We start from the raw sequence: 15574 nt of genomic DNA on the forward strand, positions 1-15574 counted from the left end.
CCGTGGCTGAGCATTCTCCACATGTCTGTTTTCAATATCAGCAAGGTAATGTATTGCTCATTTCAGTGCTGATATTACTGGCCGTTAGCCTGATGATGTTAAAGGCTTTGCATCATCATCTGGATAACGCTTTAATCATGATGGTCGATGAACGCAGATATCTAAAAGCTTTTCAGCAAGCAGAATCTTCATTGGCATGGGGAATTGCTCAGTCATGGTCACTTGATAGTAATAAAACAGAAGAGTGGTATTGCCAGCAACAACAAGAATTTCATTTGACCAGTTGTTTAAAAAGGCAATCGAGTCATTTTTTTCTACTGAAAGGTATGGCTGATGTGGCATCCGGGCAATCTGTTGGATTATATCAATGGATGAAATTACACTCATCTGGTGGAAGTGATTCCCTTATTCCGGTAGAGAGTGGTTGGCTGGATTTTTGTCCTGAGGTAGATGTGGGATTTTGTTCATGAAGTCAGAGCCTTTTTATGAGCATCAAGCAGGCATGAGTTTGCCCGAAGTAATGATTGCTGTTATGGTCTTTTCGGTCTCTTTATTGGGATTAATGCGTTATCATCAGGCGTTATTATTTGGGTTTCAGCAACATTGGCAGCAATCAAAGGCGGATAAATTATCTTATGGATATCTGGAACAATATGAATTAATTGCAGGTCAAAATGCTTTACCAGAAATAACATTGCCACCGGGATGGCATGCTGAATTTCAGACGGCCTATCCGTTGTCTAGCTGCTATCAGATTACAGTTATAGTGACAACGCCTTATAATCAGCAAAGTAAAGCAAGCCGATTGATTTGTTCAAATGGGAGTTCTGATGTTTAAGGTTTATCATTCTAATCAATTAGATCTTCTTAAGGAATTGATAGCAATATTGATCGGGGGTAACCCACTGACTGATCCATTTGCGCAGGAAGTCATTTTGGTACAAAGCCCAGGTATGTCACAGTGGCTGCAAATCCAACTGGCCGAAAGAATAGGCATATCAGCTAATATTTCATTTCCGCTTCCCGCTACGTTTATTTGGGATATGTTTACCAAAGTATTGCCTGATATTCCTAAAGAGAGTGCTTTTAGTAAAGATGCCATGACATGGAAATTGATGGCGTTATTGCCTCAATTGCTGCCGGAAGCGGAGTTTGTCGCACTCAGGCACTATCTTGATCAAGATTTTGATAAACGGAAAATTCATCAATTAGCTGGACGGGTTGCTGATCTGTTTGACCAATATCTCGTTTATCGTCCGCAATGGTTGGAAAGTTGGCAGCAAGGTCAGCTTATTGATGGCTTGAGTGATAATCAGTTGTGGCAGAAAAGATTATGGCTGGAACTGACGAAATATACTCATCAGTTACAACAACCCCAATGGCATCGTGCTAATTTGTATCAGCGTTTTATTTCGATACTGGAAAATAGTACTGAACTGGAAAATAGTACTGACTTTTCAGTTTGTTTACCGAAACGGGTATTTATCTGTGGTATTTCTGCCTTACCACCAGTCTATTTACAAGCTTTACAGGCATTGGCACGGCACATTGATATTCACCTGATGTTTACCAATCCATGTAAATATTATTGGGGAGATATTCAGAATTATGCTTTTTTGGCAAAACTGAGTAGCCGTAAACCACGTCATTATAAGAGCGAACAGGAGTTGGAATATTTTAAAGATCCTGGTAATGCTCAATCATTGTTTAACGGTGACGGTGAACAAGATGTAAGTAATCCCTTGTTGGCATCGTGGGGACGGTTGGGCCGTGATAATCTCTATTTATTGTCGCAGCTTGAGCAGAGTTCGGATATTCACGCTTTTGTTGAATTAGAACAGGATAATCTATTACATCAATTGCAAAGGGATATTCTCTATCTGGAAGATCATGCCCAAATTGGTTCAACAAAAGAAACATTTGAAAACAGTTTGAAAAAAAGAGTACTTGATCCGTTGGATCGTTCTTTATCTTTCCATGTTTGCCATAGCCCTCAACGTGAAGTGGAAGTTTTACAGGATCAGCTATTGAGATTATTGGAAGATAATCCATCGCTGACGCCAAGGGATATTATTGTGATGGTCGCAGATATTGACAGTTATACTCCCTATGTTCAGGCAGTATTTGGTAATGTCTCTGTTGAACGCTATATTCCATTTGCTATTTCTGATCGTAAGGCCCTCCAGGCACATTCGATTTTACAGGCATTTATTACACTGCTTGATTTACCTCAAAGCCGTTTTACGACAGAACAGGTTTTAGCATTGTTGGAAGTACCTGCGCTGGCGAATAAATTTGACATACATGAAAATGGTTTGCGTTTATTAAGACGTTGGGTTGAAGAATCAGGCGTTCGTTGGGGGTTGAATGACGATAATGTCGAAGAGCTATCTTTACCGGTGACAGGCCAGCATACATGGCGTTTTGGACTGACTCGAATGTTATTGGGTTATGCAATGGATAGCCGATCGGGCCCTTGGAAAGAGGTATTGCCTTATGATGAATCCAGTGGTTTAGCCGCGGAGCTTGCCGGCCAATTGGCTGAATTTTTAATGCAATTAAGCTACTGGCGCAAAATTCTTGCTGAGAGCCGGACATTAACGGGTTGGTTACCTGTCTGCCAGCAGTTGCTGGAAACATTTTTTGTATCAGATAATGAGACTGAATTAGTACTGGCAATGATAGAACAGCAATGGCAGAAAGTCATAGTCAATGGCTTGAATGCCCGTTATCAGGAAAGTGTGCCATTGGTTTTATTGCGAGATGAATTGGCACTTCAGTTTGATAATGAAAAAATCAGTCAGCGTTTTCTCGCCGGATCTGTCAATTTTTGCACTCTAATGCCGATGCGTTCTATTCCCTTTAAGGTTGTCTGTTTATTGGGAATGAATGATGGTATCTACCCCCGTTCAATTCCACCGCTTGGATTTGATCTGATGGCGGAAAAAGGTCAGAGGGGAGACAGAAAACGGCGGGATGATGACCGTTATCTATTCCTCGAAGCCTTGATATCTGCCGAACGGTTTCTCTATATCAGCTATATTGGTAAGTCTATTCGTGATGATACGGAATGTAATCCTTCTGTGTTGGTGAATGAATTACTGGATTATGTTTGCCAAAGTTTTTGTTTACCGGGAAATGAAAAACTGAATGTTGATGAAAGTGCTACCCATGTTAGAAAACATCTGTTGTATCTTCATGCCCGCGTTCCATTTGCACCGGAAAATTTTATACCGGGCAGTTATCAGCAAAGCTATGCCGGAGAGTGGTTCCCGGCGGCAACTGAGCAAGGTGCAGCATACGCTGAATTTTGCCAATCTATTGAAATGGCGCAAATTCAAGAAATTACACTTGATAATTTGAACAGTTTTTACCGCCATCCCGTTCGGTTTTTTTTCCAACGTTGCTTGAAAGTAAATTTCGTTATTGAAGAAACGGAATTACCAGAGGAAGAACCTTTCGTTTTAGATAATCTTCAACGTTATCAGTTTAATCAGTTATTGTTGAATGCGTTAATTGAACAGCAATCGCCTGAACCCCTTTTCAATCGGCTGCGTGCTGCTGGAGGATTACCTTTTGGTGCTTTTGGTGAGGTTTATTGGTTAAGACAGCAAAAAGAGATGCAGCCTTTGGCGGATAAAATTCGTGAACAACAAATGGAAACTTTATCTGTCGATTTACATCATGATTTAGGCCAGGTGATTCTGACGGGGCGTATTAATAAGGTGCAACCGGATGGTTTGCTACGTTGGCGGCCTGCCAGTTTGACAGCCAATGATGGTATGCAATTGTGGATTGAGCATCTGGCTTATTGTCTGACAGGTGGTGAAGGTGAAAGTCGCAGCTATGGGCGTGATGGCAACGAATGGCGTTTTGCTCCTGTACCTTCAGATCAAGCTAAAGATTATCTGAATCAATTGATTGAAGGCTATCAGCGAGGAATATCTGCGCCTTTGCCGCTGTTTTGTAAAAGTGGTTGGGCGTGGCTTTCAGCATGTATGAATAAAGAGACTGGTGAGATTGATGATAGTGATGAAATTCAATCAAAAGCTGAAAGCCAGTTATTGAAAGCATGGCTTGGAGATCAAGGACGCAGAGGCGAAGGGGATGATCCTTATATTCAACGAGCTTTCAGGCAAGTGGATAAATCATTTTTGGCAAAACTTAAACAGGAAGCGCTCAGTTATTTATTACCGATAGCGCGATATCAGAATACATAGGGAGAATATCAGATAATGCATAAACATTTTGTTCGCATGATTACTGTGATGTTCCTGCTTTTTTGGGGAACGACGAGTTATGCGCAATCACCACAACTACAGTGGCAGCTACTGCAAGAGACAATTTATAAAAGCGAGAGTGATCATCGTCAGTATCAGGGAATCAAACTGGCAAACAATATGACGGTCTTGCTGGTATCTGATGAGAAAGCAACCAAATCTCTGGCAGCGGTAGCAATTCCGGTTGGTAGTATGGAAAACCCTGACAGCCAGCTCGGTCTTGCACATTATCTGGAACATATGGTTCTGATGGGATCTGAACATTATCCACAATCAGGTGATTTATCTGAATTTTTGCAAAAACATGGTGGTAGCTATAATGCCAGCACGGCTTCTTACCGCACGGCTTTTTATCTTGAAGTAGAAAATGAAGCGTTAGCTCAAGCCACAGATCGTCTGGCTGATGCACTGGCTGAGCCGTTACTTGACCCAGTGAACGCAGATCGGGAGCGAAACGCTGTTAATGCAGAGCTGACAATGGCGCGTTCGCGTGATGGGATGCGGGTTGCTCAAATACGGGCAGAAACCTTGAATCCTAAACATCCTAATGCCCGTTTTTCTGGTGGTAATCTAGAAACATTGAAAGATAAACCGGGGAGTAAATTACAGACAGAACTAGTGGATTTCTATCAGCGTTATTATTCGGCCAACCTGATGAAAGGTGTCATTTACGGTAATCAGCCTATTGATAAACTGACTCAAATTGCTGTTGATACTTTTGGCCGGATACCGGATAGAAAAGCGAGCGTGCCGGTGATTACTGTGCCGGCAGTAACGGAAAAAGAGAAAGGGATTATCATCCATTATGTTCCTGCCCAACCGCAGAAGGCATTGCAATTGGAGTTCAGTATTGACAATAACAGTACTGATTTCCGCAGTAAAACTGATGAATATCTCGGTTATATGATAAGCAACCGTAGCCTGAATACATTATCAGATTGGCTGCAAACTCAAGGGTTGGCAGAAAGTATCAGTGCTGGCGCGGAACCTATGGTTGATCGCAACAAAGGCATCTTTTTTATTTATGTGACGTTGACAGACAAAGGGCTTGCACAACGGGATCAGATTGTTGCGGCTATTTTTGCTTATATTAATTTATTGAAACAGAAAGGTATTCAGAAAAGTTATTTTGATGAAATCGCGAAGGTTTTGAATCTATCGTTCCAGTATGGCTCTATTGTTCGTAATATGCATTATATCGAATGGTTATCGGATGCTATGTTGTGGGTTCCTGTTTCCAATGTACTTAATGCCGGTTATCTGGCTGATGACTATAACCCGCAAGCTATTGCCAGCCGACTTGATGAGTTGACTCCTGAAAATGTGCGTATCTGGTATATCAGCCCAAAAGAGCCGCACAATAAACAGGCTTATTTTGTTCAGGCGCCTTATCAGGTTGATCGAATTACATTGCAGCAACGAGTTAAATGGCTGCAATTAGAGGAGCAGATGAGCTTTTCTCTGCCCGCACCAAATCCTTATATTCCTGATGATTTGAAGCTGATAAAAGCCGGTAAAAGTCAAAAACATCCAGAAATGATCCTTGAACAGCAGAATGTCCGCCTGTTCTACATGCCGAGCCAATATTTTGCTGATGAGCCTAAAGCCAGCATTACGCTTGATTTGCACAACGCAGAAGGTTTGAATAGCGCTCGTGAGCAGGTCACTTCCTCTTTACTTGATTATTTGGCAGGGCTTTCCCTTGACCAGCTTAGTTATCAGGCTTCTGTTGCAGGAATGAATATTTCTACGGGTTCATCCCAGGGGCTGCAATTGGGAGTAAGTGGTTACACTCAGAATCTGCCAGCGCTTTTAACCTCTTTAATCAGTAATTACATGACATTCACGCCAACTGAGGAGCAACTGGCACAGGCTAAGTCCTGGTATCGTGAGCAGATAGCGGTTTCTAATAACGCTAAAGCTTATGACATGGCTATGCAGCCATTGAAGCGCCTTTCTGTGGTGCCTTACACTGAACAATCCACTCGCCTGGAAGCGCTGGAGACTATCACGGTTCAGGATATTGTTACGTATCGTCATGAAATGATAAAAAACGCTGCCTTGCAGATGATGATCATTGGGAACTTGACCGAACAGCAGAGCAAAGTGATTGCTGAATCTGCCCATAACCAACTGGCTAATCAAGGAACAGGCTGGTGGATTGGGAATAAGGTGGTGATTGATAAAAATTACCCGGTTAATTTCCAGCGTGTTGGCAGCAGCACAGATGGTGCTTTAGCAGAGGTTTATATTCCGACAGGTTATAACCGTATAGAAGGTTATGTTTATTCTAGTTTGTTGAGCAATATGCTCCAACCGTGGTTCTATGATCAATTAAGAACAACAGAGCAACTGGGGTATGCGGTGTTTGCTTTCAATACCAGTGTGGGGGAACAGTGGGGGTTGGGGTTCCTGTTACAAAGTAATAGTAAGCAACCAAAATATTTGAATCAGCGTTATCAAGATTTCTATCAGAACGCTGGTAATAAATTGAAAGCAATGTCTCAAGCTGATTTTGAACAGTACAAGAATGCGCTGATTAATGAAAAGCAGCAACCGCCACAAACTTTCTATGCCGAAGTTGCTCGCTTCTCTGGTGATTTCAGTCGCAATAACTTTAATTTTGATAGCAGAGATAAAATGCTTGAGATTCTAAAGAAAACTACACAGCAGCAACTGATTAATTTCTATCGGAATGCGGTAATCAAACATCGGGGGCTGTCATTAATTTCACAAGTGATTGGTAAATCAGGAAACTTGGATGGATATGCGAAATTGAAAGGTTGGAAAACCTATCAGAATGTGACTGAATTTCAGAAACGGTTGCCTGTTGAGGTGAGAGAGCAGTGATCACAGAGATATCTGTTCACAGGCTTAATGTATTAACTCTGCCGCTGAATGGTCAGCGGCTGATCGAAGCATCGGCCGGGACGGGTAAAACCTACACTATCGGTATCTTATATTTGCGTCTTTTACTTGGACTGGGGAAAGATGCCGCTTTTTCACGACCTTTGAGAGTGGAAGAGATTCTGGTGGTTACTTTTACTGAGGCAGCAACAAATGAGTTACGTGGGCGTATCCGTGAAAATATTCATAAACTTCGCCTCGCTTGTATTCGAAACGAAGTAGAAGATGCAGAACCAGCCTATCAACAGCTATTGGATGAAATCCCAGATAAAGGGAGGGCGGCTATCTGGTTACTGGCCGCAGAGCGGCAAATGGATGAAGCCGCGATTTATACCATTCATGGTTTTTGTCAGAGGATGTTGGCGCATAATGCTTTTGAAGCTGGGATCTTGTTTGAACAGACATTAATTCAGGATCAACAGCCATTAGAACGACAGGGGTGTGCCGATTTCTGGCGGCGCCATTGTTATCCATTGCCGTTATCAATGGCACAGGTAATCAGTCAGGAGTGGAGTGGGCCGGAAGCTCTGATGGCTGAATTACATCCTTATTTACAAGGGGATATGCCATATATTGTTAATGCGCCGGACAGTGATGAAACGTTGTTAAGTCGCCATGAAAAAATTATCCAGTTGATCAGCGATGTTAAATACCAATGGAATGAAGTTGCTGGAGAATTGCACGATTTAATTGCGGGCTCTGGTGTTGATAAAAGAAGTTACAGTAGTAAGCACTTACCAAATTGGTTGAATAGTGTCTCGGATTGGGCTCAAGCGCCTACAGAGGATTATCTGTTGCCAAAAGCATTGGAAAAATTCCGACAGTCGGTATTGGCAGAAAAGACAAAAAAAGGTGAGGTGCCTGAACATTCACTTTTTGTTGCGATAGATGATTTATATAAGCAACCACTTACTTTACGTGATTTGATTATCTCCAAGGCTATTATTGAGATTCGCCAATCAATCTGTCAGGAAAAATTAACGCGTGGTCAGATGGGATTTGATGATTTATTAACCCGTCTAGATGATGCTCTGAGAGGCCCTGGCAGTGATTTGCTTGCTGAGACAATTCGCCGACGCTATCCGGTTGCGTTGATCGACGAATTTCAGGATACCGACCCACAGCAATATCGGATTTTTCATACCATCTATGGCAGTCAGTCTGAAAATGGGTTGTTGTTTATCGGCGATCCTAAACAAGCTATTTATGCATTTCGCGGCGCAGATATTTTCACTTATATTCGTGCCCGTTCTCAGGTAAGTGCTCACTATACTCTGGAAACAAACTGGCGCTCAGCCTATTCAATGGTACAGGCAGTAAATAAGCTATTTATGCGTTCGGAAAACCCATTTTTGTTTGAGCAGATCCCTTTTATTGAGGTTTCCGCGGCAGAGAAAAATCGAGGACTCTCTTTTCGTTATGACGGCGAAGGACAGGCTGCATTAAATTTCTGGTTACAACCAGGAGAAGGTGTTTCTACTGGAGATTATGAGCAAACGATGTCACGGCTCTGTGCTGCGCAAATTCGTGATTGGTTGCAGGCAGGTAATGAAGGGCGGGCTTTATTACATAAAAGTGAAGGTTCTCGACCTGTGACGGCTGCTGATATTACGGTTTTGGTGCGTAGCAGAAAGGAAGCTACACTGATCCGTAATGCACTTAACCTGTTGTCTATTCCTTCTGTATTTCTTTCTAACCGAGAAAGTGTATTTGCTACCGCGGAAGCCAAGGATATTCTCTGGTTATTACAAGCGGTGTTATCACCGGAAAAAGAACGGGTTTTGAGAAGTGCGTTGGCGAGTGGTTTATTTGGTCTAACTGCCAGGCAGATAGACATGTTGAATCATGATGAAAAGACATGGGATCAGTTAGTTGATGAATTTGATGGTTACTTCCGTCTGTGGCAACGCCGTGGTGTGTTACCTATGTTACGAGCGGTAATCGCCAACCATCATATTGCTGAGAATTTGCTTGCCAGTTATGACGGTGAACGGCGTTTGACGGATGTGATGCATATTGGTGAGTTGTTGCAGGAAATATCTTTACAACTTGATAGTGAACATGCAGTCACTCGCTGGCTGGCTCAGCAAATTTCTCATCCTGATCCACAATCTGAAAGCCAGCAGATGCGGCTGGAAAGCGATCGTCATTTGGTGAAAATTTGCACTATCCATAAATCTAAAGGTCTGGAATATCCGCTGGTATGGCTGCCATTTGTCTGTAATTTCCGGGAGCAGAAGCAGGCGATATATCATGATCGGACAAGCTTTAATGCTTGCCTCAATATCTTTCCTGACGACGAGGCGATTGAGCTGGCAGAACAAGAGCGATTGGCAGAGGATTTGCGTTTACTCTATGTCGCATTGACGCGTTCTGTTTACCATTGCAGTGTCGGCGTGGCTCCGCTGGTAAAAGGCAATAAAAAAAAGATCGGGGATACTGATCTGCATCAGTGTGCTCTGGGTTACCTGTTGCAAAAGGGAGTTAAAGGGGATGCTGATTTTCTGGCGACATCACTTAAAGAATTAAGCGGGGATGGCATCGTTGTATCGTTAATCAATGATACTGACTATCATCCTTGGCAGTCGCCAAGTAAAAATGATTTAGTCCTGTCGGCCAGGCAATTTAAACGCAGAGTCCAGGATGATTGGCGTATTACCAGTTATTCTGGTTTACGGAACTCTATGGTTCATCGTGGCAGTGCTTCCGCTTATTTTGCTGGAGAAGAATCTATTGACGTAATTGTCCAGTCTATTGCGCCAAAGCTTGATGTTGATGCTAGTGGTGAAAAGCAGTTAGCAGAACAACCTGAAATGACACCCCATACATTCCCTCGGGGAGCTTCCGCGGGGACTTTTTTACACGCTATTTTAGAAGAACTTAATTTCAGCCAATTACCTGATGAGAAATGGTTGGTAGAACAACTGCAATCAGCCGGATTTGATGAACGCTGGAGTGGGACATTACAGCAATGGATGGTCGATATTTTTACCATTCCATTGAATGATGAAGGCGTGCAACTGGCAGAAATTCCGCTGCATCATCAACAGGATGAAATGCAGTTTTATCTGCCGGTTGAGCAACTTTTGCGATCTCAGACATTGGATACACTGATGCGTCGTTATGATCCGATTTCTGCTCGTTGCCCCCAACTGGAATTTCAGCAGGTGAAAGGAATGTTGAAAGGGTTTATTGATTTGGTCTTCTGTTGGCAAGGCAAATTCTACGTGCTGGATTACAAATCAAACTGGTTGGGAGAGGAGAGCCAGTTTTATACCCGCCAGGCAATGGAAATAGCCATGATTGAGCATCGCTATGATCTGCAATATCAGCTTTATACACTGGCACTGCATCGCTACTTGCGTCACAGATTAGTTAATTATGATTATCAACAACATTTCGGCGGAGTGATTTATCTGTTTCTGAGAGGAATAGATAAACGACAGCCGGGGAATGGTATTTTCAGTTGTCGGCCATCGGTTGAATTTGTTGATGCTTTGGATCTGCTTTTCAGTGGAAATGAACAGTCGGAGAAAGAGAAAAGTTGATGATTTCGTTATTACAACAGGCAGTAAACCTCAGGCTTTTGCGTTCATTGGACTTACAGTTTGCTCATGCATTGATTGAAAATAAAGATCCTGTTTTGTTGTTGGTGATGGTGCTGTTGAGTGCTGAAACTGGTGCCGGGCATGTTTGCCTGCCGGTTAATCGGATAACACCTGAATATTTTTTTGATGGGCGACATCGTGAATTTGCAGAGCAGTTGTGGCGGGTTGCGAGAAAACCTGATGAGCAGAGTTTGCTGATAGCGCTGGAAAATTGTGCTGCGGTTAGTGACGGCTTTCAACCAACGCCGGTTGTACTTTCCCATGACCGGCTTTATTTGCAGAGAATGTGGCAAAGCGAATGCCAGGTGGCCGCTTTCTTTTCCGGTAATCAACCAATCGATAATATTCAGGAACAGCAACTGAGAGCTGTTTTAGATGAATTATTCATGCTGTCTGAGGAAATGGTGGACTGGCAAAAAGTGGCTGCGGCTGTCGCGGTGACTAGCAGAATTTCGGTTATCTCTGGCGGACCAGGAACAGGGAAAACCACTACTGTTGCTAAGCTGTTGGCTGCCTTAATTAAACTTGAACCTGATAAAAAACGGGTTATCCAACTGGCGGCTCCGACAGGAAAGGCAGCCGCCAGATTGACCGAATCTCTTAATAGTGCGGTCAGAAAATTGCCGCTGACGGCGGAACAGTTTGCATGTATGCCCGATCAGGCGCAGACGATTCATCGCTTGCTAGGAGCGCAGCCTGATAGCCAGCGATTACGCTATGACCGAGATAATCCACTGAGTCTGGATGTGCTGGTGGTGGATGAAGCCTCAATGGTGGATTTACCCATGATGGCTAGGTTGATTGATGCATTGCCACCGAAAGCGAAAATTGTCCTGCTGGGTGACCGAGATCAATTGGCATCAGTGGAAGCAGGCGCGGTGTTGGGCGATATTTGCCGTTTTGCTGAACTGGGATACAGCATAACGAGGGCACAACAGCTAAGCAGATTGACAGGATGTCGGTTAGTTGCGGGTGAGCAGCAAAATATTCCAGAGGTTCGTGAACATTTGTGTCTTTTACGCAAAAGTTACCGCTTTAATGTAGATTCTGGAATTGGTCAGTTGGCTGCGGCCGTTAATCAAGGAAAGAGTCGGCAAGCTCTCTCTATTTTGCAGCAACCGTTGAAGGATATCTGTTTTTACCCATTGTCCGACGATGAAGATTATCAGCGGTTGCTGACAGAAACGGTATCGGGTTATCACGCTTACTTGTGTCTGGTGGCAAAGCAGGCGCCTGTCAAAGAGATTTTAGATGAATTTAACCGCTATCGTTTGTTGTGCGCACTTAGAGAAGGGCCATTTGGTGTCACTGGGCTTAATGAGCGTATAGAACAGCTATTGCATCGTCAGGGGCTTATTCGTCGCCCAGTCGGGACTTTCAGCCGTGGTTATGCAGGCCGCCCCATCATGATATCGCGTAATGACAGCACACTGGGCCTGTTTAATGGTGATATCGGTATTATGCTCAGAGACGAAAATCATGAACTGCGCGCTTATTTTCAGTTGCCTGATGGACAGATTAAAGGAATCCAGCCAAGTCGTTTACCACAACATGAAACTGCATATGTGATGACCGTACATAAATCACAAGGTTCAGAATTTGACCATACAGCTTTAGTATTGCCAACGCAGTTTGTGCCGGTTGTCAGCCGTGAACTAGTCTATACAGCGATAACCCGCGCCAGAGAAAAACTGACGCTTTATGCACATGAAGCGGTATTGCGTCAGGCAATCCAGACGCCAACTCAAAGGCGAAGCGGGTTAGCAGAGCGGCTTAGCTTACAGGTGGATTAGAGCTTGTTCTGATAGACTAACTGGTGTAGAAAAATTTATATATTAATGATGTGGTCATCTCTTCTCTGACGTTTTTTGATCATTGTTTGCGCAGATGTTGGTTTGGGATTTTTAAGCCTGATAAGAAAGTCATTAATACCTTTAATGAGCTTTCTGATTGGCTGTACTGACTTCGGTAAATATGCCTTTTTATTTTTGTAAAAAGTTCTCGATTGGGTGATTGAAAAATTCTCGTACAGTGAGTTATATATTATATTGATATATGCAAGATAAATTTATATTAAAACTGCCCATATGCCAAATTTTGGTTATTTTACAATTGAAATATCTTTTCTTAGTCCTTCATGTTGATTGATTGTGAGCCGTAATCGTTCAGTCAGCAATGCCGAGTAGTTTCATCGTGGTGGCTACATACTGATCGATATCTTAATTTCACCGATTCAAAAGATTCAAAAATAGTTGCAATGACTGAATCAAATTGTTGATGTTTATATTTTGTTATAAATGTAAACAATAAAATTATAAATTTAATAAATTTTAATATTATTGTGTGGTTAATGTCACACTTTGTGAATATATTAAATGAAATTTATTATTATTTGATGATATAAACGCCTAATTATATGAATTGTGATTTGTTTACTAAACGGATTGCGGAATTGCGGATATGTCTGGATAGCTTGCTAGGGGTGAGATGAATATCCAGATTTTTGATTTAAGGATTAAGTTGTCTGATGCAGGATAATGAAATGAGTACTGAGTCACCCCATTCTTCCCCGGAGCTGGACACCGGCCTGATTTGCCTGGCTATGTTGGCTAGGTTTCACAACATCGCTATATCGACTGAACAACTTTCACACGAATTTTCCACTTCCAGCCAAGGTCTTACCCTGAAAGAGCTGCTGCTGGCTGCTCGTCATTCAGGGCTAAAAGCCAAGGCTGTACACACAACACTTGCCAGACTTGAACATACTCCCTTGCCCGCTATTGCTATTGACCGAGATGGGAAGTTTTTTATTTTGGCTAAGCTGGATAAAGAGCAGGCTCTGATTCAGGACCCACGTTCGGCTCGCCCAGAAGTTATCAGCTTCGAGCAACTTGAGCAGCGTTGGACAGGGCAATTGGTGCTCGTGCGTTCCAGTAACAGTCTGTCTGGAGAGACTTCTCGTTTTGACTTCACTTGGTTTATCCCGGCTATCGTCAAATACCGCAAGTTGTTGGGTGAAGTTTTGCTGGGGTCTTTTGCCTTGCAGTTGTTTGCCTTGGTGACTCCGCTGTTCTTTCAGGTGGTCATGGACAAAGTACTGGTGCACCACGGCCTAACCACACTGGATGTGGTCGCGGCGGGATTGCTGGGCATCATGCTGTTCGAGTCGGCTCTGAGCGGTCTGCGTAGCTATGTGTTTGCCCATACGACCAGCCGTATTGATGTGCAGTTGGGATCGAGTCTGTTTCGGCACTTGATTAATCTGCCGCTGGCTTACTTCCAGGCCAGGAGAGTCGGTGATTCTGTGGCTCGTGTACGCGAACTGGAAAACATCCGCAGTTTTCTTACCGGCAACGCCATTACCCTGATGCTCGACGTGCTTTTTTCTCTGGTGTTCATCCTCGTGATGTTCTATTACAGCGGCTGGTTGACCCTCGTTGTGGTGTTATCATTGCCGCTCTATGCACTCGTCTCGGTGTTGGTTACGCCTCTCTTGCGTAAGCGATTACAGGATAGCTTCACACGCAATGCCGAGAACCAAGCATTCCTTGTCGAAACGGTCAATGGCATTGATACCCTAAAGTCAATGGCGGTTGAACCGCAGGCCATCCGCAAGTGGGACAACCAACTGGCGGCTTATGTTGCCGCCGGTTTCAAAACACAGACCTTATCCACTATCGCCAATGAAAGCGTCTCGCTTATCGGCAAGTTAGTGACGGTTGCCACACTCTGGCTCGGTGCCCGCCTCGTGATAGACGGGCAGCTATCGGTGGGGGAACTGATAGCATTCAATATGCTGGCTGGCCGTGTCAGCGGCCCTATCATGCGTTTGGCGCAACTGTGGACCAGCTTCCAGCAGACCGGGGTCTCAGTGCAGCGCCTGGGAGATATCCTCAATTCCCGTACGGAATTGTCTCAGGCTACACGTAGCACAGTACCGCCGCTCAAGGGGCAGGTAGAGTTCGAACAGGTGCATTTTCGTTATCGGGCTGATGGTTCTGAGGTGCTGCGCGGCGTCAATCTGGTCATTGGCGCGGGAGAAATCATTGGTGTGGTGGGCCGCTCCGGTTCCGGCAAAAGCACTCTGACCCGCTTGTTGCAGCGGCTCTATGTTCCGGAGCGCGGACGGGTCATGGTCGATGGCATGGACTTGGCATTGGCTGATGTGTCCTCGCTGCGCCGGCAGATCGGCGTGGTGTTGCAGGACAATATGCTATTCAACCGCAGCATTCGCGAAAACATTGCCTTGAGCGATCCGGGTGCGCCGCTCGAAGTGGTCATGCACGCCGCCCGCATGGCTGGAGCTCATGAATTCATCCTTGAACTGCCCGAAGGTTACGACACCATTGTGGGAGAACACGGCGCGTCACTTTCAGGCGGTCAACGGCAACGGGTAGCCATTGCCCGCGCCTTGATCGGCAATCCTCGCATTTTGATTTTCGACGAAGCGACCAGTGCGCTGGACTACGAGTCTGAGCGGGTGGTTCAGCAGAACATGCAAAGCATTTGCAAGGGGCGCACGGTCATCATTATCGCTCATCGGTTGTCCGCTGTACGCGACGCGCATCGTATCCTTGTGATGGATCGCGGGCAGATCGTTGAACAGGGCACCCACGCCGAGTTACTGGCACGTCAGGACGGCCACTATTCACGACTGCATCGAATGCAGCAGGGATGACAGGCTTCCATTTCTGGAAAGTACGATCAAAACGGCTAATCACGCAATCAATGGTTAATAACATAATCAATGGTTAATAACACCATCAGAGGCAGATGTGA

Annotated in this window: 7 protein-coding genes; all 7 read left to right on the top strand. The window is 44.2% G+C overall.

Annotation, left to right across the window (positions count from 1 at the left end; genetic code table 11):
- The first annotated feature begins 2 nt into the window (after positions 1 to 2).
- The 7 genes from AAC155_RS06975 (at position 3) to AAC155_RS07005 (ending at position 15473) form a co-directional block, all read left to right on the top strand.
- Positions 3 to 470, top strand: coding sequence for a YgdB family protein (locus AAC155_RS06975; protein WP_112876476.1), 468 nt, complete (start codon positions 3 to 5; stop codon positions 468 to 470).
- The gene (locus AAC155_RS06980; protein WP_113041556.1) at positions 467 to 838 is read left to right on the top strand and encodes a prepilin-type N-terminal cleavage/methylation domain-containing protein; all 372 of its coding nucleotides are present in this window, start codon (positions 467 to 469) and stop codon (positions 836 to 838) included. Before AAC155_RS06975 ends, AAC155_RS06980 begins: the two co-directional genes overlap by 4 nt.
- The gene (gene recC, locus AAC155_RS06985) at positions 831 to 4220 is read left to right on the top strand and encodes an exodeoxyribonuclease V subunit gamma (protein ID WP_113041557.1); all 3390 of its coding nucleotides are present in this window, start codon (positions 831 to 833) and stop codon (positions 4218 to 4220) included. Before AAC155_RS06980 ends, recC begins: the two co-directional genes overlap by 8 nt.
- 15 nt (positions 4221 to 4235) lie before the next feature.
- Positions 4236 to 7130 (top strand): pitrilysin, encoded by a 2895-nt coding sequence (ptrA, locus tag AAC155_RS06990; protein ID WP_113041558.1) that lies wholly within the window; start codon positions 4236 to 4238, stop codon positions 7128 to 7130.
- A complete protein-coding gene (gene recB, locus AAC155_RS06995; protein ID WP_191214793.1) occupies positions 7130 to 10735 on the top strand; it encodes an exodeoxyribonuclease V subunit beta in 3606 nt (1201 codons plus the stop codon). Before ptrA ends, recB begins: the two co-directional genes overlap by 1 nt.
- The gene (recD, locus tag AAC155_RS07000; RefSeq protein WP_113041560.1) at positions 10735 to 12588 is read left to right on the top strand and encodes an exodeoxyribonuclease V subunit alpha; all 1854 of its coding nucleotides are present in this window, start codon (positions 10735 to 10737) and stop codon (positions 12586 to 12588) included. The genes recB and recD overlap by 1 nt, the downstream gene beginning before the upstream one ends.
- 749 nt (positions 12589 to 13337) lie before the next feature.
- Entirely contained in the window at positions 13338 to 15473 is a 2136-nt protein-coding gene (locus AAC155_RS07005; RefSeq protein WP_191214791.1) for a type I secretion system permease/ATPase, read from the top strand.
- Positions 15474 to 15574: the final 101 nt, after the last annotated feature.

Source organism: Photorhabdus sp. HUG-39, assembly GCF_963878365.1.
Lineage (GTDB): Bacteria > Pseudomonadota > Gammaproteobacteria > Enterobacterales > Enterobacteriaceae > Photorhabdus > Photorhabdus kayaii.